This window comes from Novosphingobium sp. THN1 (assembly GCF_003454795.1).
In the GTDB taxonomy this organism is placed as follows: domain Bacteria; phylum Pseudomonadota; class Alphaproteobacteria; order Sphingomonadales; family Sphingomonadaceae; genus Novosphingobium.
In genome coordinates, this window is the sequence record NZ_CP028347.1 from 2188069 (window position 1) to 2207593 (window position 19525).

17 protein-coding genes and 3 pseudogenes are annotated in these 19525 nt (G+C 64.0%); 4 read left to right on the forward strand and 16 right to left on the reverse strand.

Features of this window, described 5'->3' with window-relative positions:
* Positions 1-43 precede the first annotated feature (43 nt).
* On the reverse strand, positions 44-727 hold the full coding sequence (locus C7W88_RS10900) for a response regulator transcription factor (protein ID WP_118073545.1): 684 nt from the start codon (positions 725-727) through the stop codon (positions 44-46).
* Positions 724-2268 carry a HAMP domain-containing sensor histidine kinase gene (locus tag C7W88_RS10905; RefSeq protein WP_118073546.1) on the reverse strand — a complete coding sequence of 515 codons (1545 nt, stop codon included), beginning with the start codon at positions 2266-2268 and terminating at the stop codon, positions 724-726. Before C7W88_RS10905 ends, C7W88_RS10900 begins: the two co-directional genes overlap by 4 nt.
* Positions 2269-2553: 285 nt before the next feature.
* On the opposite strand from C7W88_RS10905, the gene C7W88_RS10910 reads away from it, so the two are divergent.
* Positions 2554-2757: a hypothetical protein gene (locus C7W88_RS10910; protein WP_118073547.1), complete on the forward strand. Its 204-nt coding sequence runs from the start codon at positions 2554-2556 to the stop codon at positions 2755-2757.
* A 9-nt stretch (positions 2758-2766) separates the two neighbouring features.
* Here C7W88_RS10910 and C7W88_RS10915 read toward each other — a convergent pair.
* The 5 genes and pseudogenes from C7W88_RS10915 to C7W88_RS10935 all read right to left on the reverse strand — a co-directional run bounded on the left by C7W88_RS10915 (position 2767) and on the right by C7W88_RS10935 (position 7469).
* Positions 2767-3890 (reverse strand): annotated as a pseudogene (locus C7W88_RS10915) (NAD(P)/FAD-dependent oxidoreductase).
* 50 nt (positions 3891-3940) lie between these two features.
* Positions 3941-5558, reverse strand: a pseudogene (locus C7W88_RS10920) (NAD(P)/FAD-dependent oxidoreductase).
* A gap of 42 nt (positions 5559-5600) precedes the next feature.
* The gene (locus tag C7W88_RS10925; protein ID WP_240344555.1) at positions 5601-6101 is read right to left on the reverse strand and encodes a nitroreductase family protein; all 501 of its coding nucleotides are present in this window, start codon (positions 6099-6101) and stop codon (positions 5601-5603) included.
* 158 nt (positions 6102-6259) lie between these two features.
* Positions 6260-6676 carry a DoxX family protein gene (locus C7W88_RS10930; RefSeq protein WP_118073549.1) on the reverse strand — a complete coding sequence of 139 codons (417 nt, stop codon included), beginning with the start codon at positions 6674-6676 and terminating at the stop codon, positions 6260-6262.
* A 59-nt stretch (positions 6677-6735) separates the two neighbouring features.
* A pseudogene (locus C7W88_RS10935) lies at positions 6736-7469 on the reverse strand (pirin family protein).
* Between the two features lie 108 nt (positions 7470-7577).
* On the opposite strand from C7W88_RS10935, the gene C7W88_RS10940 reads away from it, so the two are divergent.
* Complete coding sequence (locus C7W88_RS10940; RefSeq protein ID WP_240344556.1) at positions 7578-8534, forward strand: LysR family transcriptional regulator; 957 nt, start codon at positions 7578-7580, stop codon at positions 8532-8534.
* A 22-nt stretch (positions 8535-8556) separates the two neighbouring features.
* Here the strand turns inward: C7W88_RS10940 and C7W88_RS10945 are convergent, their stop codons facing one another.
* From C7W88_RS10945 to C7W88_RS10975, 7 genes are all read right to left on the reverse strand, one after another.
* The gene (locus C7W88_RS10945; protein WP_162896002.1) at positions 8557-8724 is read right to left on the reverse strand and encodes a hypothetical protein; all 168 of its coding nucleotides are present in this window, start codon (positions 8722-8724) and stop codon (positions 8557-8559) included.
* A gap of 233 nt (positions 8725-8957) precedes the next feature.
* Complete coding sequence (locus C7W88_RS10950) at positions 8958-9407, reverse strand: MaoC family dehydratase (protein ID WP_118073552.1); 450 nt, start codon at positions 9405-9407, stop codon at positions 8958-8960.
* Entirely contained in the window at positions 9407-11278 is a 1872-nt protein-coding gene (locus C7W88_RS10955; protein WP_118073553.1) for an acetyl/propionyl/methylcrotonyl-CoA carboxylase subunit alpha, read from the reverse strand. Before C7W88_RS10955 ends, C7W88_RS10950 begins: the two co-directional genes overlap by 1 nt.
* Positions 11275-11745: an endonuclease domain-containing protein gene (locus C7W88_RS10960; protein WP_240344558.1), complete on the reverse strand. Its 471-nt coding sequence runs from the start codon at positions 11743-11745 to the stop codon at positions 11275-11277. The genes C7W88_RS10955 and C7W88_RS10960 overlap by 4 nt, the downstream gene beginning before the upstream one ends.
* Before the next feature lie 35 nt (positions 11746-11780).
* Positions 11781-13382: a carboxyl transferase domain-containing protein gene (locus tag C7W88_RS10965; protein WP_118073555.1), complete on the reverse strand. Its 1602-nt coding sequence runs from the start codon at positions 13380-13382 to the stop codon at positions 11781-11783.
* Positions 13379-14365, reverse strand: a complete 987-nt coding sequence (locus C7W88_RS10970; protein WP_118073556.1) for an alpha/beta hydrolase family protein — start codon at positions 14363-14365, stop codon at positions 13379-13381. The genes C7W88_RS10965 and C7W88_RS10970 overlap by 4 nt, the downstream gene beginning before the upstream one ends.
* A 33-nt stretch (positions 14366-14398) precedes the next feature.
* Positions 14399-15562 carry an isovaleryl-CoA dehydrogenase gene (locus C7W88_RS10975; RefSeq protein WP_118074717.1) on the reverse strand — a complete coding sequence of 388 codons (1164 nt, stop codon included), beginning with the start codon at positions 15560-15562 and terminating at the stop codon, positions 14399-14401.
* 100 nt (positions 15563-15662) lie between these two features.
* Between C7W88_RS10975 and C7W88_RS10980 the strand changes: the two genes are divergently transcribed.
* On the forward strand, positions 15663-16520 hold the full coding sequence (locus C7W88_RS10980; RefSeq protein WP_205525166.1) for a LysR family transcriptional regulator: 858 nt from the start codon (positions 15663-15665) through the stop codon (positions 16518-16520).
* Here the strand turns inward: C7W88_RS10980 and C7W88_RS10985 are convergent.
* A complete protein-coding gene (locus C7W88_RS10985; protein ID WP_240344560.1) occupies positions 16513-17094 on the reverse strand; it encodes a murein L,D-transpeptidase catalytic domain family protein in 582 nt (193 codons plus the stop codon). The genes C7W88_RS10980 and C7W88_RS10985 overlap by 8 nt on opposite strands.
* Positions 17095-17276: 182 nt before the next feature.
* Complete coding sequence (locus C7W88_RS10990) at positions 17277-18467, reverse strand: cytochrome P450 (RefSeq protein ID WP_118073559.1); 1191 nt, start codon at positions 18465-18467, stop codon at positions 17277-17279.
* 108 nt (positions 18468-18575) lie between these two features.
* Here C7W88_RS10990 and C7W88_RS10995 point away from each other — a divergent pair, with 108 nt between their 5' ends.
* Positions 18576-19472: a helix-turn-helix domain-containing protein gene (locus tag C7W88_RS10995; protein ID WP_162896003.1), complete on the forward strand. Its 897-nt coding sequence runs from the start codon at positions 18576-18578 to the stop codon at positions 19470-19472.
* Positions 19473-19525: the final 53 nt, after the last annotated feature.

Here is a 19525-nt window from a genome sequence, read left to right on the forward strand (position 1 = left end):
TGACGCGAAACTCCAGTAGCCGTCACTTCGAGCGGTGCAGCCTTCAGGCCGTGAGGCGGTAGCCGAATCCGCGGACGTTTTCGACGATGGGCGGGCCCAGCGCGTGAAGCTTGCGGCGCAGGCGGCTGAGGTAGACTTCGACGATATTCGTCAGCGGATCGTCCTCGATGCCCCACACCGCACGCAGGATCTCGGTTCGCGAAATGACGGTGCCGGGGGATTCCATCAGCAGCCGCAGAACGCCCATCTCCTTGACCGTCAACTGCACCGGCGACCCGGCGCGGGTGAGGGTCATTGTCCGGGGGTCAAAGTGCAGATCGCCCACGGTAAGACTGCCATCGGGCTGGATTGGACTGAAATGGTGTCGCTCCATCCGGCGCTTGACCGCATCCATCCGGGCCAGCAATTCCTCGAATGCGAAGGGCTTGGGCAAGTAGTCATCCGCCCCACCCTTGAGACCGCGGATGCGGTCCGCCACGTCGTCGCGGGCGGTTACCATGATGATGGGTGTTGCCACGGCAGCTTCGCGCAGGGCCGAGCACAGATCGAAGCCACTCATATCCGGCAGGTTCACGTCCAGAAGAATGAAGTCGAACGCAAGGTTCGTCGCCAATTCCAGACCGGTGGCGCCGTCGGTTGCCAGCGTTACCTTGTGGCCCTCCTGGGCAAGGCCGCGGTGCAGCGTTGCGGCGAGTTCGACCTCGTCTTCAATGAGAAGCAGTTTCATGAGCTTGCACCATCTGTCGGCACATCGGACGACATTAGAGGGAGGCGTATGGTGACGACCGTGCCGACGTTGACCCGGCTGGTCAGGCTGATTGTTCCGCCCATGGCTTCGGTGATCGAGCGGGCGATCGACAGGCCAAGACCCTGCCCGCTGCCGCTACGTCTGCTGCCCCTGCGGAACCGCTGGAACAGGTAGGGCAGATCTTCGGCGGGAATGCCATCGCCATGGTCGGTGATGGTTATGATGGCCTGATCCTCTTCCACGCCGACCGATGCTTCGACATTGGGGGCGTGAGTGGAATAGCACACCGCGTTGTCGACGACGATGCGGATCACCTGCTTGAGGCGGGCTTCGTCGCCTTCGACGATGACGCTGGAGGGCCCCTCGTGAAGCACGATCTGCCCGCCGTCTGCTTCGATGACGCGGTGGAAATCGGCGATGCTGTCGGTCACTGCCGCAACCGCGTCGACCGGTTCGATGGTGGTATGCAGCATCGGCTCTTCTGCACGCGCCAGGTTCAGCATGTCCTCGATCATTTCGGCCATGAGCTCTGACAAGCGGACCACCCGATCCAGCGCGCTGCGCAGGTCAACCGATTGAGCCGAGGTATTGCGCAGCGTGATTTCGGCTTCGCTGCGCATGATGGAAAGGGGGGTGCGCAGTTCATGGCTGGCATCGGCCAGAAACTGCTGACGCAGTCGGTTCGAGCGCTCAAGCGAACGGTTGGTTGCGGCAAGTTCGCTGGTGCGCCGGGCAACGGCCCGCTCAAGCTCCTCGTTGGACCTGCGAAGCGTATCAGCGCTTTCACCGACACGAGATGCCATGATGTTGAAGCTCTCGGCGATTGCGCGGAATTCGGTTGTGCCGACGATGGGCACGCGCGGGTTGTAATCGCCTTCGGCCATGGCGCGCGTGCCTTGCAGGAGGTTTCCGAGCGGGCGGATCAGCTGGCGCTGCCCCCAGAACACGGCGAGCAGGCCGCAAACGGTCACAACCGTTACCGTCAGCGTCAGGGTATCGATTACGCCCTGGAACGTCTCGATCGAGCTGCGGTGATACTCCTTGGCCTCGCGCTCCTCGATCTTGATCGCTTCGAAGACGAGGTCTTCCCAGACCGTATCCGGTTTATCGCCCCTCAGCGAACGCTCGAGGCTGGCGCCGATCTTCTTCAGGGTTTCCCGCTGCTGGACTTCTTCTTCTATCTCCGAGGCGCGCTGCTTGCGCTTGAGCGGCGTCTCGCTGATCATCTTGATCTCGGCGTTGATGTAACGCTCCGCATTGGTGACGTGGGAGCGGACGCCATCGATGTAGAGTTCGCGGTCCTGTACGAAAGCGGCCGGATCGGTGTAGCGCTCTTGCTGGAGGGTGTATCCCAGAACGGCAAGCCGCTGGAACGCGCTGAGCGATTGCGACGAGGCTTCCGACCTGGCCTGCTGCGCACGGATGACTTTCACCGCATGGTTGGCAATCACACCGGGCACCGCGACGATGAACAGCACGAACACCAACGACACCCACAGCTTCAGGCGCAGCGCGTTCATGTGCAAATCGCCCGCAGCATGGCGAAGCGATTGCGGGCACTATGCCTGGCGTCGGGCGATGAAACGCCTCGCTTCGATTGTAACATAAAAATGGTATTCCCCTGCATGTGCCGCTGCTTCGAGCTCAAGCACCGGCACACGCCCTGACCTCGCGCTCACATTGTCCTGACAACGCTTTCCGATCAACGAATTGGCCGATTAAATTTCCATGAATGCGACAGGCCGTACGTCCGGTTCAGCAAGCCGATGGATGACAATACACCGAGTCCATGGCATCGCAGTTGCATGCGCACCACTCACGATGAAGCAAGCGTTCGCCTTTACCATCTAGGAGACGGGCCCGAGGGCGGTTCGGCCGATACGCTGTTCTATGGGCCGTTGAGCGAGGCGCTGCGCATCGCGGCCGAGCAGCCGGTTGAAGTTCAGGAAGGGCTGTTCATCGCAACCGACAATGATGTGGTGGCTTATCTGGACCTGATCGAGAGTTAAGCCTGGCGTTCAAACGGCTTCGCCTGCCGCACGGCCGCTGGCCCAGGCCCACTGGAAATTGTATCCCCCAGCCACCCGGTCACATCCACGGCCTCGCCAATGGCGTGAAGGCCAGGCGCTTTTACTGCAGCCATGGTTCTCTGGTTCAGCGCGCGGGTGGAAATGCCGCCGGCGGTGACTTCTGCCTTGGCATAGCCTTCGGTGCCGTTGGGATTGAACGGCCAGCGTGCAAGTTGCTGCTGCGCCTTGCGCAAGTCAGCGTCGCGCATGGCGGAAAGTTCGCCCTCCAGGCCGAGCCGACTGCCAAGCGCTTCTGCAAGCCGTTCCGGCAGCCGGCGTGCGAGCGCGGAGCGGAAGGCCGCGCGGGGACGCTGGCGCTTTTCCTCGATCAGCCAGTCGGCGCCTTCTTCGGGCAGGAAGTTGACGGCGATCGGCGTGCGGTGCTGCCAGTACGAGGAAATCTGCAGCATGGCCGGTCCCGACAGGCCCTTGTGCGTGAACAACGCGGCCTCGCGGAAGGATGTCTTGCCCCAGTGCGTGACGACATCGGTCGAAACGCCCGAGAGCGAGCGGAACAGCGCTTCGTCTTCACCCAAGGTGAAGGGCACGAGGGCGGGGCGGGTCTGCACCACCGGCAGGCCGAACTTGCGCGCGATTTCGAATGCGAAGCCGGTTGCGCCCATCTTGGGTATGGACAGGCCGCCGGTTGCAAGGATCAAGGCGGCGGCCCGGTACTCGCGGCCATCGATCGTCACGCGGTAACGACCGTCGGCGTGATCCACCGCACTCACGCCCTGGCCGAAGGCGAAGATGACGCCGCCATCGCGGCATTCGGACATCAGCATGTCCACGATCTGCCGGGCAGAACTGTCACAGAACAATTGGCCAAGCGTCTTCTCGTGCCAGGCGATGCCGTGGCGATGGACCAGCGCGATGAAGTCTGCAGGAGTGTAGCGCGCAAGGGCGGAGCGCGCGAAGTGCGGATTTTCGGAGATGTAACGGTCTGCCGCCGTGTGGATGTTGGTGAAGTTGCAGCGTCCGCCGCCCGAGATCAGGATCTTCTTGCCCGGCTCGTCGGCGTGATCGACCAGCAGGACGCGGCGCCCGCGCTGGCCTGCCGTCAGCGCAGCCATCAGCCCCGCCGCGCCCGCGCCAAGGATGATCGCGTCGTAGTCGGCGGCGCTCACGCGAGGAGTTCGGTGGCGAGGGCCTCGGCCACCTTGATCCCGTCAACCGCGGCCGAAAGGATGCCGCCGGCATAGCCTGCGCCTTCGCCGGCAGGGTAGAGGCCGCGTGTGTTGAGGCTCTGGCAATCCTTGCCGCGCGTTATGCGGACGGGCGAGGAGGTGCGTGTCTCGACCCCGGTCATCACCACATCGGGGTGGTCATAGCCCGGGACCATGCGACCGAAGGCGGGCAGGGCTTCGCGGATGGCTTCGATCACGTAGTCGGGCAGGCACTTCTTGAGTTCGGTGAGGTGGACGCCGGGCTTGTAGCTCGGGATCACGCTGCCGAATTCGGTGGACGGGCGGTCTGCCAGAAAATCGCCCAGTTTCTGGCCCGGCGCCATGTAGTTGCGCCCGCCCGCCTCGAAGGCGAGGCTTTCCCAGTGGCGCTGGAAGGCCATGCCCGCCATCGGTCCGCCGGGGTAGTCCTTGCTCGGATCGATATCGACGACGATGCCCGAGTTGGCGTTGAACTCGGCGCGCGAATACTGGCTCATGCCGTTGGTGACGACGCGGCCTTCCTCGCTGGTCGCGGCGACGACGCGCCCGCCCGGGCACATGCAGAAGGAATAGACCGTGCGCCCGTTCTTGCACTTGTGCGAGATCGAGTAGGCCGCGGGACCGAGGATCTTGTTGCCGGCGCTGGGCCATAGCGTGCAGTGTCGATCCAGCTTTGCGGGTGTTCGATGCGCACGCCGATGGCAAACGGCTTGGCTTCGATGTGGACCCCGCGATCGTACAGCACTTGGAAAGTATCGCGCGCGGAGTGGCCGACTGCCATGATCACATGGCGCGCGGGCAGGAACGAGCCGTCCGACAGGTGCAGGCCGGCAATCCGACGTGTCCCATCGGCGGCGGTCTCGATCTCGAAGTCCTCGACGCGCGTCTGGAAGCGGTACTCGCCCCCAAGGCTCTCGATCGTCTCGCGCATCGACATCACCATGGTGACGAGGCGGAACGTGCCGATGTGCGGGTGGGCTTCGGTCAGGATATCGTCGGGGGCGCCCGCCTTGACGAACTCCACGAGCACCTTGCGGCCGAGATGACGCGGGTCCTTGATGCGGCTGTAGAGCTTGCCATCAGAAAACGTGCCGGCACCGCCTTCGCCGAACTGCACGTTCGATTCCGGTTCGAGGACGGATCGGCGCCACAGGCCCCAGGTGTCCTTGGTGCGCTCACGCACGGCCTTGCCGCGCTCGATGATGATGGGCTTCAATCCCATCTGCGCCAGGATCAGTGCAGCCAGCAACCCGCAAGGCCCTGCGCCGATGACCACGGGCCGTTCACCGTCCCAGCCCTCGGGGCCATGACCGGGAACCTGTAGGAGGTGTCGGGCGTGGGCTTGACGTTCTGGTCATCGGCAAAGCGGGCCAGCACTTCGGCCTCGTTCGCCACGATGCAATCGACCACGTAGGTCAGCAGGATCGCGTGCTTCTTGCGGGCATCGTTGCCGCGGCGGAAGATCTGGTAGCGCGTGAGGTCTGCGGGAGCGATGTCCAGGCGCGCGCAAATCGCCGCCGGAAGGTCTTCGGCGGCGTGGTCGAGAGGCAGTTTCAGTTCATTGATGCGAAGCATGGCGCCGCCCTAGCCAATTTGGCCGGGCGGCGCCACACGTCCTTAGTCCTTGAACGGTCCGGCGAAAGCGATTTCGCTGACCGGCTTGCGGTCGCTGACCACTTCGCGCTCGCGCAGCATGTCGGGCAACAGCGACTTGTCGCCCTGCTTGCCGATCACGAAAGCCATTTCCACGCGGTAGCCTTCGGGCAGGTTGAGCACTTCGGCAGCCTTGGCGAAGTCGACCCCGGTCATGCCGTGGGTATGGTAGCCGAGGTGGAGCGCCTGAAGTGCGGCGTTAGCCCAGGCAGCGCCGGCATCGAAGCTGTGGCTATGGTTCGGGTTGTCGCCGCGATCGCTGCGCATGAATTCATCGGAGACGACATAGACCAGCACGCCCGCGTCCTTGGCCCAGCTCTGGTTGAATTCGACCAGCGCGGAAAGGAACGTGTCGAAGTTCGCATCGCCCTTGTGGGCAAAGGCAAAGCGCCACGGCTGGTAGTTGTAGGCGCTGGCGGCAAGACCTGCGGCTTCGAAGATCACGTCGAGATCAGACTGCGGCACGGCCGAGCCATCGAATGCGCGCGGGCTCCAGCGGTCGACGATGATCGGCAGGACGCGGGGGAAGCGGTACGGGTCATGAAATGCTCCTTGGAGAGGTCAGCGGAAGATAAGATGGTGGAGCCGGAGCGCAACTGCACTCCGGCTCGCGGGGGTAGGGATCAGCGGCGATCGAAACCGAACCGGCCCGAGCCGAATGCGGCCACCTGAAGCAGACCACCGGCCAGCGCCACGTTCTTGAAGAAGTGGATGAACTGGTTCTGGTCAGCCAGGTTGGCGTGGAAGCCGAACGCTGCGGCAAGGCTGAACACTGCGATGGCCGAAGCGACGATACGGGTGCGGATGCCGGCGATCAGCAGCAGGCCGCCGACCAGTTCCACGGCCACGGCAACGCCATAGGCAAGGTTCGGGGCGGGCAGGCCAGCGCTGGTGATGTAGGCGATGGTCCCGGTCGGGTCGGCCAGCTTGGAAACGCCGCTCAGCACGAAGATCGCGGCGAGGAGGACGCGGCCGGCTGCCGCAAGCAGATCCGAAGTGGCGGATGGAGCGCGGCGCGTCTCGATGGCGATTGCGGTCATGGGATCGGTCCTTTGCAACAGTCGTGATTGGGGAATGTGAGGGAACAGTTCGGTCACGGTCAGGCCGCGTCGACGAGCACAAGCTCGGCATCCTCGAGAGCGGTGATGACGATCTCGGTCACGCCGGTGATGGCCACGCCATCGCGGGCATTGGCTTCGACATCGCCGATGCGGATCTTGCCGCGGGCAGGAACCAGGTAGGCGTGACGATCTTCGGTGAGGTCGTAGCGCACCGTTTCGCCGGCCTTGACCGTCGCGCCAAGGACGCGGGCGTTGGCGTTGATCGTCAGTACGTCGCTGTCTCCGGCAATGCCCGAGGCGAGCGGAACGAACTTGCCTTCACGGCTGTCCTTGGGGAAGGGGCGCGCACCCCAGCTGGGGCGTGGCCGCGACGATCCGGGATGATCCAGATCTGGAACAGGCGGGTTTCCTCGTCCTCAAGGTTGAATTCCGAGTGGGCAATGCCCGTGCCTGCCGACATGACCTGCACGTCGCCCGCTTCGGTGCGGCCTTCGTTGCCGAGGCTGTCACGATGGGTGATCGCGCCCTTGGTCACGTAAGTGATGATCTCCATGTCGCTGTGCGGATGGGTGGGGAAGCCGCTCTTTGGCGCGATGCGGTCGTCGTTCCATACGCGCAGCGCACCCCAGTGGACGCGGGCCGGATCATGGTATCCGCCGAACGAGAAGTGATGATGAGCGTCGAGCCAGCCGTGGTTCGCTGCACCGATCGAGGCGAAGGGGCGCAGTTCGATGTGAGCCTTCGTAGCGGTCGTGTTGGTAGTCTGGGTCATGGCGATTTCTCCAAACGGGCGGCTTGGGTTCCGTCCTGTTGAGGTGGAGATAGGCCTTGCACGTCATTCGGAATATCCCGATAAGTTAAATCAGGATGTTCGAATTTCTTGAAAGGTCTTCTCTTGGACGTCGGCCAGCCAACCCTCGACCAGCTCCGCCTGTTCCTCGCGGTGGTCGATGAGGGCAGCTTCAATGGCGCTGCGCGCAAGCTCGGGCGCGCGATCTCGGTGGTGAGCTACGGTATCGTCACCCTGGAGACGCAGCTCGGCGTGACGCTGTTCGATCGCGAGGGATCCAAGAAGCCGGTGCTGACGCCCGCTGGCAAAGCCATGCTCGCACAGGCGCGCGCGGTAAGCGATGATGTCGATGCGCTGATCGCCGGGGTCCGCAATTTCAACCAGGGCCTGGAAGCGGAACTGGGGCTGGCGATCGACGTGATGTTCCCGACGCACCTTGTTGCCGAAGTGCTGCGCCAGTTCCAGATGCTCTACCCCACGGTGCAATTGCGCCTTTACGTCGAAGCACTGGGGACCATTGCGGCCATGGTGGTCGACGGGCGCGCGGAGCTTGGCATTGCCGGGCCGGAACTGGTGGCAATCCCCGATCTCGAACGCGAGGCGATTGGCGAGGTCGAACTGATCCCAGTCGCCGCGCCCGATCATCCGCTGGCGCGGCTGGATGTGATCCCGCCGGGTGAGGCGCGCAAGCATCGCCAGCTGGTGCTGACCGATCGCTCGCAACTGACGCAGGGGCGTGACTTTTCCGTGTTCGCGGCCAGCACATGGCGGCTGGGAGACCTCGGTGCCCGCCACGCGCTGCTGCGCGAAGGGATCGGCTGGGGCAATATGCCGCGCCACCTGATCGAGACGGATCTTGCGACCGGGCGGCTCAAACGCCTGGCCTTGCCCGAGGCGCCGGGAATGGCATACCGCTTTCACGCGGTGTGGCGACGCGATTGTCCGATAGGGCCAGCGCGGGCCTGGGTGCTGGACGCTCTGCGCGAGCGGCTTACGCGCTGTCCGGCCCAGCGCCCAACTGCGACAACGCCCCCTCAGCAGAACTGACGGGGCGCTGCGACGAATAAACTCAGGTGCCGCCGCTCTTGCGCTTGAAGGCGGCGTTGTCATTGGCCTTGATCTTGGCGATCTGGAGGCCTGGGCTGGGCGGAAAGCCGTTCTTCGGCCCCGGCTCCGGATTGCCCTTTCCGGGTGTAGCGACTGGTACGATTGGCGGGCTGGCGCGTGTCCCGGCCATGGCTGCAGTCGGCAGAATCAAGCCCGCAGCAATCCCCGTGGCAAGAAGCCACTTCTTTACGTCCAACATTTCTGAATGCCCCCGAAGTTTGTTCCAGGCAGTTTTCATCGGTCCCGAAAGACGCTGCCCTTGTTCATGATTTGGGGCAGTCGGTTTACCGAAATGAAATGTTCTTAATTAAATCGATATTTACCATGATTATTGGCTCCAAAATGACGAAATGGGTCTGCAGATCACGGCCGTTTCTTGAGTAATGCGGAGCGCAGGCAGCGGCAGACGACCTCGCCGCGCTGGTTCAAAAGTTCATGCTTGAACGTGGTGATGCCCGCATCCGGCCGCGATCTACTTTCCCGTAAATCAACTACTTCACTGGTTGCGCGCATCGTATCGCCGATGAATACCGGGGCCGGCATGACCAGCTTGTCGTACCCCAGATTTGCCACAAGCGTGCCGAGCGTAGTGTCGCCGACTGACAGGCCAACCATTAGTGCGAAAGTGAAAGTACCGTTCACGAGAATTTGGCCGAACTCGCTGGCCTTGGCCGCCTCCACATCGATGTGCAGCGGCTGCGGGTTGTGAGTCATGGTCGAAAACAACAGGTTATCGGTCTCGGTCACGGTCCTGCGAATCTCGTGCTCGATTCGGTCGCCGATTCGCCATTCGTCGAAGTATTTGCCCGCCATCAGCCTTCTGCCTTCTTGATCTGCGCCAGCAGTGCCTCGACCTGAACCTGCGCTCCGGCCACGGCGTTAAGCTCTTCGACCACGCCATCGAACGGCGCAGTCAGCGCATGCTCCATCTTCATGGCTTCAAGCACCATGAGCTTCTGTCCCTTGGTGACGGACTCACCGGCTGCGACGTCCACCGAAATGACCTTGCCCGGCATGGGGGCGATGATCGCACCATCCGAGGCGCCGCCCCCGGCTCCGCCTTCAGCCCTTGCCAGTTGCACCAGGAAACGTTCGCCACCTTCGTCGATGCTGGTGACTGTTTCACCTGGCCAGTAATCGACCGCTGGCTCCTCCGGCATTTCGACAACGAACGCCCGCCCGAATTGATCTGCCAAGTGTACATCGCGCCTTGGGGCGGCGTTCATGCGGAAGCCCGACTGGCTGGTCCAAGGGTTGTCGCCCGGCGTGCCGACCAGCCGCATCGCCGCAAGCCCGAGCGCCTCGGGCGTCGGTTCCGGGCGTGCGGTGAGGCTTTCGAGGTTGCGCTCGATCAGCCCGGTATCGACTACCCCGGCTTCAAAAGCGGTGTGCCCCAGCAGGCGCCACAGGAACCCGCTGTTGGTGATCAGCGGGCCGACCACGCCTTCGTCCAGCGTTTCGCGCAAGCCGGCTATGGCCTCGGTCCGCGTCTCCCGATGCACGATCACCTTTGCGATCATGGGATCGTAGAAGGGCGAGATTTCTGCCCCGGCTTCAACTCCGGTATCGATGCGCGCGCGATACTGTGGGAAGTGGAAGTCGTCCACGCGCCCGATGCTGGGCAGAAAGCCCTTCGAGGCATCCTCGGCATACAACCGCGCTTCCATGGCCCAGCCATTGATGCTCAGCTCGTCCTGCCGCTTTGGCAAAGGTTCGCCCGAGGCAACGCGCAGCTGCCATTCGACCAGATCGACGCCGGTGATTTCTTCGGTCACCGGGTGCTCGACCTGCAGGCGGGTGTTCATTTCCATGAACCAGATGCGGTCGGCGCGCAGGCCTTCCGAGCCATCGGCGATGAACTCGATCGTGCCCGCGCCCTCGTAATCCACGGCCTTGGCCGCGCGGACGGCAGCGGCGCAGACTGCTTCGCGTGTCGCCTCATCCATGCCGGGGGCAGGGGCCTCCTCGATCACCTTCTGATGCCGCCGCTGCAGCGAACAGTCGCGCTCGAACAGGTGGACGACATTGCCGTGGGCATCGCCGAAGACCTGTACTTCGATGTGGCGAGGAGAGAGAATGTACTTCTCGATCAGCACGCGATCATCGCCGAACGAGGACGCCGCTTCGCGACGGCATGACGCCAGCGCCTCGGCGAAGTCCTCGGCGCGCTCCACACGCCGCATGCCCTTGCCGCCGCCGCCAGCCACGGCCTTGATCAGCACCGGATAGCCGATGGCGTCAGCCTCGGCCTGAAGGCGCGCCTCGCTCTGGTCCTCGCCGAGATACCCCGGCGTCACCGGCACGCCCGCCGCGATCATCCGCGCCTTGGCGGCGTCCTTGAGGCCCATCGCGGTGATCGAGGCCGGCTTCGGCCCGACCCACACCAGCCCCGCATCCAGCACCGCCTGCGCGAACTCGGCGTTCTCCGACAGGAAGCCATAACCCGGATGGATCGCCTCGGCGCCGGTCGCGAGCGCCGCCGCAATGATCTTCTCGCCCACAAGATAGCTCTCGCGCGCAGGCGAAGGTCCGATGTGCACGGCCTCATCCGCAGAGCGCACATGGAGTGCCTTGGCATCAGCATCGGAATAGACCGCGACGGTGCGAATGCCGAGCCGCCGCGCGGTGCGGATGACACGGCAGGCAATCTCGCCGCGATTGGCGATGAGGAGGGATTTGATCATGACTGTTCACCCGAAAAATCCTCCCCGGAACGGGGAGGTGCCCCGCAGGGGCGGAGGGGTCGAAAGCTGTCGGCATAACCAACAATCGGGGCGGCTGCAGCGGCGACATCCTTGAGCACATCCGCTGCGGGAATGCGTAGAATGTTCCAGCCCAGCGCAATCAGGTTTGCATCACGCGTTTGATCACGTTCAGGCCGATCACCCATGTTGTGGACGATACCGTCGATCTCGTTCAGCAGGCGGCGATCAAGGCAGGCGAAATCGGCCACATAGCCCGCAACAGCGAATTGCCGCCGGAACTTGAGTCCTGCTGGCTTGCCGCGCAGTTCGCGCCACAACGGCACTTCAGGCAGGGTCATTTCGCGGCGAAGTTTGCGGGCGCGCTCGGTCTGCGCTGCCGATGCTCCGACAGTTCGGTGCTGCACTCGCGACCATTCGGCCCCTCCGTCAGCGCTGCGCGCTGCCACCTCCCCGTTCCGGAGAGGATTTTCTGTCTCTCCCATCACATCCGGAACACCCCGAACCGGGGCGCCTCCGCAATCGGCGCTTCAAGGCACGCCTCCAGCGCCAATCCCAGCACATCGCGCGTCTGCACCGGGTCGATCACCCCATCGTCCCACAGTCGCGCCGTCGCGTAGTAGGGATTGCCCTCGTCTTCATACTTCTGCCGGATCGGTGCCTTGAAAGCTTCGGCTTCATCCGCCGACCACTTGTCGGCATCGCGGTGCACGGTTGCGAGCACAGATGCGGCCTGCTCGCCGCCCATCACGCTGATGCGCGCATTGGGCCAGGTGAACAGGAAGCGCGGGGAATAGGCGCGGCCGCACATGCCATAGTTGCCCGCACCGAAGCTGCCGCCGATCAGCACGGTGATCTTGGGCACCTGCGCCGTTGCCACGGCGGTGACCAGCTTGGCGCCATGTTTGGCGATGCCCTCGGCCTCGTATTTGCCGCCGACCATGAAACCCGAGATGTTCTGCAGGAACAGCAGCGGAATGCGGCGCTGGCAGGCGAGTTCGATGAAGTGCGCGCCCTTCTGAGCGCTTTCAGAAAACAGCACGCCGTTGTTCGCAAGGATCGCTACCGGCAGCCCATGGATATGGGCAAAGCCGCAGACCAGCGTGGTGCCGTAGAGCGCCTTGAATTCGTGAAATTCGGATGCATCGACGATCCGCGCGATCACTTCGTGCACGTCATAGGGCGCGCGCACGTCGTCGGGGATGATCGAGTACAGTTCTTCCGGATCGTACTTCGGCGGCACCGGCTCACGCCGTGCAACGCCCGCATCTCCTGCGGCGCCAATATGCGAGACGATATCGCGCACGATGGTCAGCGCGTGTTCGTCATTGTCGGCCAGATGATCGACCACGCCCGACTTGCGCGCGTGCAGGTCGCCGCCGCCCAAGGCCTCGGCGGTAATCTCCTCGCCGGTCGCGGCCTTGACCAGCGGCGGCCCGGCAAGGAAGATCGTCCCCTGTTCGCGCACGATCACCGTCTCGTCCGACATCGCGGGAACGTAGGCCCCACCGGCGGTGCATGATCCCATGACGCTGGCGATCTGCGGAATGCCCCGCGCGCTCATGTTCGCCTGATTGAAGAAGAACCGGCCGAAGTGGTCGCGGTCGGGGAAGACCTCGGCCTGGTTGGGCAGGTTCGCTCCGCCACTATCGACCAGATAGATGCACGGCAGGCGGTTCTCCTGCGCAATCTCCTGCGCGCGCAGGTGCTTCTTCACCGTCATCGGGAAATAGGTGCCGCCCTTGACCGTGGCGTCATTGGCAAAGACCATGCACTGGCGGCCGGATATGCGTCCAACCCCGGCAATGATCCCGGCGCCGGGCACCTCGTCGCCGTACATCCCGTTCGCAGCCAGCTGGCCGATCTCGAGAAACGGCGAGCCCGGATCGAGCAGGCGCTCCACGCGGTCGCGCGGGAGCAGCTTGCCGCGCGAGACATGGCGCTCGCGGCTGCGTTCGTCACCGCCGAGCGCAGCCTTGGCAACGCGCTCGCGCAGTTCCCGTGCCAGCGCGCGATTGTGCGCCGCACGGGCCTGCGCCTGTTCGGAGTTCAGGTCGATGTTGCTCGAGAGGACCGGTGCGCTCAACGCGTGCTGCCTTTCAGGTGCTTGGTGAAGAACGGCAGCACATGCGTGCGGAAGCGCTCCTTCACCCGGTTGCCGTGGTCGCCCACATAGATTTCCCAGTCGTGCGCAATGCCGAACCGGGTCAGGGTTTCGTGGATCAGTTCATCGTCCGCGCGAACGAAGTCGGTATCGCCGGTGTCGATAGCGATGCCGCTCATGCGGCGCAGTGATGGGAGATACTGCGAGGCCATGGCCACGGGCGAATTGGCCGCCCACTTGGCGATGACCAGATCGTTCACTTTGCCTCCGCTGGTGCCAAGATCGGCATAGAACGGCGGCTTGGCCGGGTTGGGAGACCATGCCGTGGCGACCGCGAAGTTGCCGCGGCTCATCCAGTCCGCGGTCAGCGCCTGATCGACCGACCAGCCTTCGTATTTCGGATCGGCCGACGAAGCGGGGCGCGGGATCTGGCAGCAGGGGTTCATCGCATAGAGCGCGCCGAACACGTCCGCGCGCTTCATGCCAAGCTTGAGCGTGCCGTAACCGCCCATCGAATGACCGGAAAGGCCGCGCGCGTCGCGCGAGGGGATCGTGCGGAAGTGCTTGTCAGTCCAGGCCACCAGGTCTTGCGCGATGAAGTCCTCGAAGTTCCCCACTGTCGGCGAGTTCGAATACATCGAACCGCCCCACTTGGTCATGCTGTCGGGCACGACGATGATCGCTTCCGTGCCCGAAGCCTTGAGCGCGGCATCGAAGTCGTTGCGCTCGACATACTGGTCTGCGGTCGAATTGTAGCCGTGGAGGAAGTACACCACCGGATAGCGCCGCGTCTTCGACTTGTCGTAGCTGTCCGGCAGGAACACGTAGACTGTGCGGTCGGCTGAATTGCCCTCGAGATTGCCCTCTACCGCCACGCTGTGGACGGTCGTCTTTTCCATCCGGGCAAGCGCCGGATCGGCAATGCCGACCAGGGCTGCACAGGCAATGAGGGCTTTCAGGCGCATGAGTCTCTCCGCAAGATCGTTATCTTCCGCCGATCAGCGCGCTCCGATAAGTTCGCGGCCGATCAGCATCCTGCGGATTTCATTGGTTCCGGCGCCGATGTCCAGCAACTTGGCATCGCGCAGGTAGCGCTCAACCGGCCAGTCCTTGGTATAGCCCGCGCCGCCCAGCGCCTGCACGGCCTCGCCCGAGACGCGGAAGGCGTTTTCGCTGGCCAGCAGGATCGCGCCGGCAGCGTCGAAGCGCGTGGTCTGCCCGGCGTCACAGGCCTTGGCCACGGCATAGACATATGCGCGCGCCGACTGGATCGCGACGTACATGTCGGCGACCTTGGCCTGCATCAGCTGGAAGGTGCCGATCGGCTGGCCGAACTGCTTGCGCTCGCGCACATAGGGGATGACCGTGTCGAGGCAGGCCTGCATGATGCCGATCTGCATCCCCGCCAGTACCACCCGCTCGTAATCAAGGCCGCTCATCAGCACGCCCACGCCGCCGTGAAGCGGCCCCATCACGTTCTCTTCGGGCACGAAGCAGTCGTCGAACACCAGTTCGCAGGTGGGCGAGCCGCGCAGGCCCATCTTGTCGATCTTCTGCCCGATCGAGAAACCGGGCATGTCCTTCTCGATCAGGAAGGCGGTGATGCCCCGGCTGCCCGCTTCGGGTGACGTCTTGGCATAGACCACCAGCGTATCGGCATAAGTGCCGTTTGTGATCCAGAACTTGGTGCCATTGAGGCGGAAGCCGCCCGCGACGGGTTCCGCGCGCAGCTTCATCGAGACGACGTCAGACCCTGCGCCTGCTTCCGACATGGCAAGGCTGCCGACATGCTCGCCCGAGATCAGCTTGGGCAGGTACTTTGCCTTCTGCTCGTCATTGCCCCAGCGGCGGATCTGGTTGACGCAGAGGTTCGAATGCGCGCCATAGGACAGGCCGACCGAGCCCGAGGCGCGGCTGACTTCTTCGACAGCAATGACGTGATCGAGATAGCCAAGGCCCAGTCCGCCGAACTCTTCCTCGACCGTAATGCCGTGCAAGCCCAGCGCACCCATCGGCTCCCACAGCTCGCGCGGGAAGCGGTCGTTGCGGTCGATCTCGGCGGCGAGCGGCGCGATCTGTTCATCGGCAAAGCGGCCCGCGGCCTCGCGGATCATCAGGGCGCTTTCGGTCAAGCCGAAATCGAAATCGGGCGTGGCGCGCATCTTGGGCATCCTCTGCAAACTTGTCGCGGCGCAGGATACCATTGCCAAACCATCGCTCAAAATTGATTTATATCGCGGGTTGTGATAGGTTTTTCCTATGATGAAGCGCGCGCATCTTCGCCAGTTCCTGGCCGTTGTCGAGACCGGCAATTTCACTCGTGCGGCCGAGCGGCTGGCAATCTCGCAACCGACCCTGTCGGCCGCGATCGCCGAACTCGAACGCCTGGCGGGCACGCGGCTTTTCCTGCGCGAACGGCGGCAAGTGCGGTTGACCGAGGCTGGCACGCGCCTCGTGACGCATGCCCGCGCGATCGAACGGGAGTTTCGCGCCGCCGAAGCCGCCTTTGCCGAAGCGCCGCCCCCGCTCAGCCCGTTTCGCCTTGGCGTCCTGCCTTCGATTGCAACGACCACCCTCTCCGGCTTGGCGCGCCGCTTCACTGGGCCGCAGCCGCTCGTGCTTTCGGAAGGCACGGACGCTGAACTCAGGCGCAAGCTGGGGGAGGGGCAGGTTGATGCTGTCCTCACGCTGATGCGCCCCGAAGATGTCGATCGGCCCTCGGTCGCGCTGCTGGAGGAGGGTTACCGCCTGCTCATTCCCGAAGGTCACCCGCTGGCCGGTGCGACCTTGCTCCATGCCAGCGACGTCGCGGCCGAAACCATGATTGCGCGCCGCTCATGCGAAATCCTTGGCGAGACCAGTCGCTGGTTCACCCAACGCGGCGTGCGTCCGCCGTTCTTCCTGCGCTCGTCCAACGACGATCGCTGCATCGAGATGGTGCGGGCAGGCATGGGCGTGACAACCGCGCCGCAATCGCTGGCGCGTGACGGAGTCGTGGCGGTGCCGCTGGCAGACTACGATTTCCGGCGGAGCATCGGGCTCATAGCCGCGCGCGAACGGCCTGATCTTGTCGGCGAGGGTAGCGCGCTGGCCGAAGCTGCGCGAGCCGCGTTTACTTGACGGCGTAGAGCAGGCGGCCTTCGCCCAGCCGCTCCAGCACGCCGCCGATGTCGCTGTTCGAGAACGCGAAGCAGCCCTGGCTCCGACCGATGCGGCCTTGCGTCTCGGCCATGTCCTCGCTGACATAGCTCGCTGCGTGGATCACGATGCCGCGCTCGAGCGCCGCACTGTTGGCGTCCTCCAGCCCGATCAGTCGGCGTGAACGGCCATGCTTGCCGTAGTAGGTCACGCCGGTGAGAAAGGCGCCGGGGCTCGACGCATTGGAGCCATAGGCGTTGGAAAACCGCTGCACCCAGCCACTGTTGGCCGGATCGGACCCGCTGCCATGAGAGACGAGGTGCGAGGAGACGAGCTTGCCGCCCGCCACGTCGACCAGATGAAACCGCGCCTCGCGCGAGGCCTTGCCGAAATCGACCAGCCCGACGAGATCGCGATGGCGGATATGCGCGCCATGCGCATCCAGAGCGGCGATCGCACGCTGCACCAGCAAGGGCGGCGTCGGCCGCGCAAACGGCGAGACTTCCGGCTCTTTCAAAGGAGTTACGGCCATCGCCGGCTGGCCCGAAACGGCCATGCTGCCCAGCGTTGCAACCATGGCGCCCAAAAATTGGCGCCGATCAGGAACCATTATGCGAGACCCCGGTTATCGTCCATTGGGCCTCAAATTGTATGCTGTGCGTCACACCTGCAAGAGGCGTGGCCCAGCGTTGCGACGAGTCGTGCATGACCCGCCACCTGCTGAGCCACTTCGCTAACTCAGATTGACCTCATCAGGCGCAGCGCTTTCGGACTGCGGAAGTTCGAGGACGAAACCCAGTCCAGCGCAGCGTCCACCCGGGTGAACTCTGGCACGACTTTCAACAGCTCCTCATAGGCAATCTGCGTCGCCAGCCGCCCGATCATCGCGCCGAGGCAGGCGTGAACGCCGCCGCCAAACCCGAGATGGCGCTTGGCCCTGCGCGTGATGTCGTAGACATCGGGATTGTCGAACATCCGCTCGTCGCGATTGGCCGAGCCATAGGCAAGGATCACCGCGTCGCCCGCTTTCATCACCTGCCCATGCAGTTCCACGTCCCGCGTCAGCGTCCGCTTGAAACGCTGGGCCGAAGTGTTGAACCGCAGCGATTCCTCGATCGCGTCGGGGATCAGCGACGGATCTGTGACCAGAGCCCGCCGCGCCTCCGGATAATCGGCGAGGTTCAGCCCGAACATGGCCATGAAGCCTGAAAGGCTCTCGATCCCGGCCATGATCAGCGTCGTGACGGTCAGCTGCACTTCCTTGTCGAGCAGCTTCTCGCCATCGATCTCGGCGGTGATGAAGTTCGAAAGCAGGTCATCGCCCGGATTGGCCTTGCGCGCCGCCACCAGCTTCTCGGCATAGTCCGCCATCCAGTGGAACGCGGCGAGGTGTTCCGGCGCCTTCTTGCGCGTCACCGGATCGGTCTGCACCATCAGCACGGCATTGTGCCGCACGAGGTCCGCGTTCTCCTCGGGCAGAGCGAAGAGATAGAACAACAGGTCGACCGTCAGCTTCGAGGTGTAGTCCCCGACAAGGTCGAATACCGGCTTGTCCGCAATCTCGGCGAGGTGCGCGCGAGCCGCCGCCCGCGCCGGTTCGACGATGTGCTCCAGCGCCCGCTTGGTCACGGCCGACTGGATCAGCGCCCGCAGCCGGTCATGCCTCGGCGGATCGCTTGACCCGAGCGTCGATCCCGCGCGCCCCGGGAATTCGTCGACCAGGTTGCCTTTCGCCGATGAATAGGTGCGCCAGTCCTGCAGGGCACCCAGCACGTCGGCATAGCGTGACAGCACCCATTTGCCGGCCTCCTCGGACCAGAAGCAGGGAAATTCATCGCGCAGAATCTTGTAGGTGGGGAATGGATCGGCATCGATGGCCGGGGAATAGGGATCGAAGCGGAACGCAGCACGCTCGAGCACGGTTGCCATGGCAAGTCTCCTCTCTTGCCGCTGATGATGCCCGGTCGCCGCGCGGCAGGCGACGCAGCCTCCGCGCAAATTCTTGCACTTTCCGCGCAACCTGCAACACTGTCATCCATGCAGGCAAAGAGCTTCAGTCGCTACACGCTCTACGGCGAACAGGGCATTTCCGTGCCCTCGGAGTTCGTCCACCTGGAACGCATTCGGGATCGCGCCACTCTGCATGAATGGACAATCGAGCCGCACGCGCATCCTCAAATGCTGCAACTCCTGCTGCTTCAGTCCGGCGGCGTCACGCTGCATGGCGAAGAGTCTGCGCAGCGGTTGGAGGCGCCCGCGCAGGTAATCGTGCCGCCGTCCTGCGTTCACGCCTTCCGGTTCGATGCAGGGGCAGAAGGGTGGGTGCTGTCGCTCGCCTCTGATCTCGCCAACGACCCGCGTCTGGTTGGCCTCCTGGCTGACCTGCGGCAGATCGGCGGATGGGCCGTTGCCGCATCGCTGCGCGCCCAGCCGCAAACCATCGAACGCCTCGCTTGGCTGCTCGCGGACCTGTCGCAGCAACTCGGGCAGGGTGACGCCGTGGGACCGGCGGTGCTGGCGCAGGTCGCGCTAGTGCTCGCCAGCGCGGCGCAGGCAGCCACGCACAAGCAAGCTTCTCACAGCGCAAGCGGCCACGAACCGCTCGCCGCCCGTTTCCGCAGCCTGGTCGAACAGCGCTATCGCGATCACCTGTCCGTTGGGCAGTACGCCGTCATGCTCGGCACAACGGCCTCGACATTGACCCGCGCCACTCGCCTGCTCACAGGCAAGGCCCCGGCCGAGATGCTGCACGATCGCCTGATTCTCGAGGCCCGTCGCAATCTTGCCTTTTCAGGCGCGAGCGTCGCCCAGATTGCCTATGCCCTTGGCTTTGCCGATCCCGCATACTTCGCCCGCTTCTTCAAGGCGCGGACCGGCCAGACTGCCGGCGCGTTCCGCAGGGAGAGAGCGTGGAGTTCGCCGCCAACGGCTTGACGCAATCGGCCTGCAATCTGGCGCAGGCCACTTGTCTATCGAAATAGTTGAGT

Excerpts from the sequence above, each read along its gene's own strand:
- C7W88_RS10900 (WP_118073545.1), bottom strand. The coding sequence starts at position 727 with ATGAAACTGCTTCTCATTGAAGACGAGGTCGAACTCGCCGCAACGCTG.
- C7W88_RS10905 (WP_118073546.1), bottom strand. The coding sequence starts at position 2,268 with ATGAACGCGCTGCGCCTGAAGCTGTGGGTGTCGTTGGTGTTCGTGCTG.
- C7W88_RS10910 (WP_118073547.1), top strand. The coding sequence starts at position 2,554 with ATGCGCACCACTCACGATGAAGCAAGCGTTCGCCTTTACCATCTAGGA.
- C7W88_RS10930 (WP_118073549.1), bottom strand. The coding sequence starts at position 6,676 with ATGACCGCAATCGCCATCGAGACGCGCCGCGCTCCATCCGCCACTTCG.
- C7W88_RS10945 (WP_162896002.1), bottom strand. The coding sequence starts at position 8,724 with ATGGCCGGGACACGCGCCAGCCCGCCAATCGTACCAGTCGCTACACCC.
- C7W88_RS10950 (WP_118073552.1), bottom strand. The coding sequence starts at position 9,407 with ATGGCGGGCAAATACTTCGACGAATGGCGAATCGGCGACCGAATCGAG.
- C7W88_RS10955 (WP_118073553.1), bottom strand. The coding sequence starts at position 11,278 with ATGATCAAATCCCTCCTCATCGCCAATCGCGGCGAGATTGCCTGCCGT.
- C7W88_RS10970 (WP_118073556.1), bottom strand. The coding sequence starts at position 14,365 with ATGCGCCTGAAAGCCCTCATTGCCTGTGCAGCCCTGGTCGGCATTGCC.
- C7W88_RS10975 (WP_118074717.1), bottom strand. The coding sequence starts at position 15,562 with ATGCGCGCCACGCCCGATTTCGATTTCGGCTTGACCGAAAGCGCCCTG.
- C7W88_RS10980 (WP_205525166.1), top strand. The coding sequence starts at position 15,663 with ATGAAGCGCGCGCATCTTCGCCAGTTCCTGGCCGTTGTCGAGACCGGC.
- C7W88_RS10985 (WP_240344560.1), bottom strand. The coding sequence starts at position 17,094 with ATGGCCGTTTCGGGCCAGCCGGCGATGGCCGTAACTCCTTTGAAAGAG.
- C7W88_RS10990 (WP_118073559.1), bottom strand. The coding sequence starts at position 18,467 with ATGGCAACCGTGCTCGAGCGTGCTGCGTTCCGCTTCGATCCCTATTCC.
- C7W88_RS10995 (WP_162896003.1), top strand. The coding sequence starts at position 18,576 with ATGCAGGCAAAGAGCTTCAGTCGCTACACGCTCTACGGCGAACAGGGC.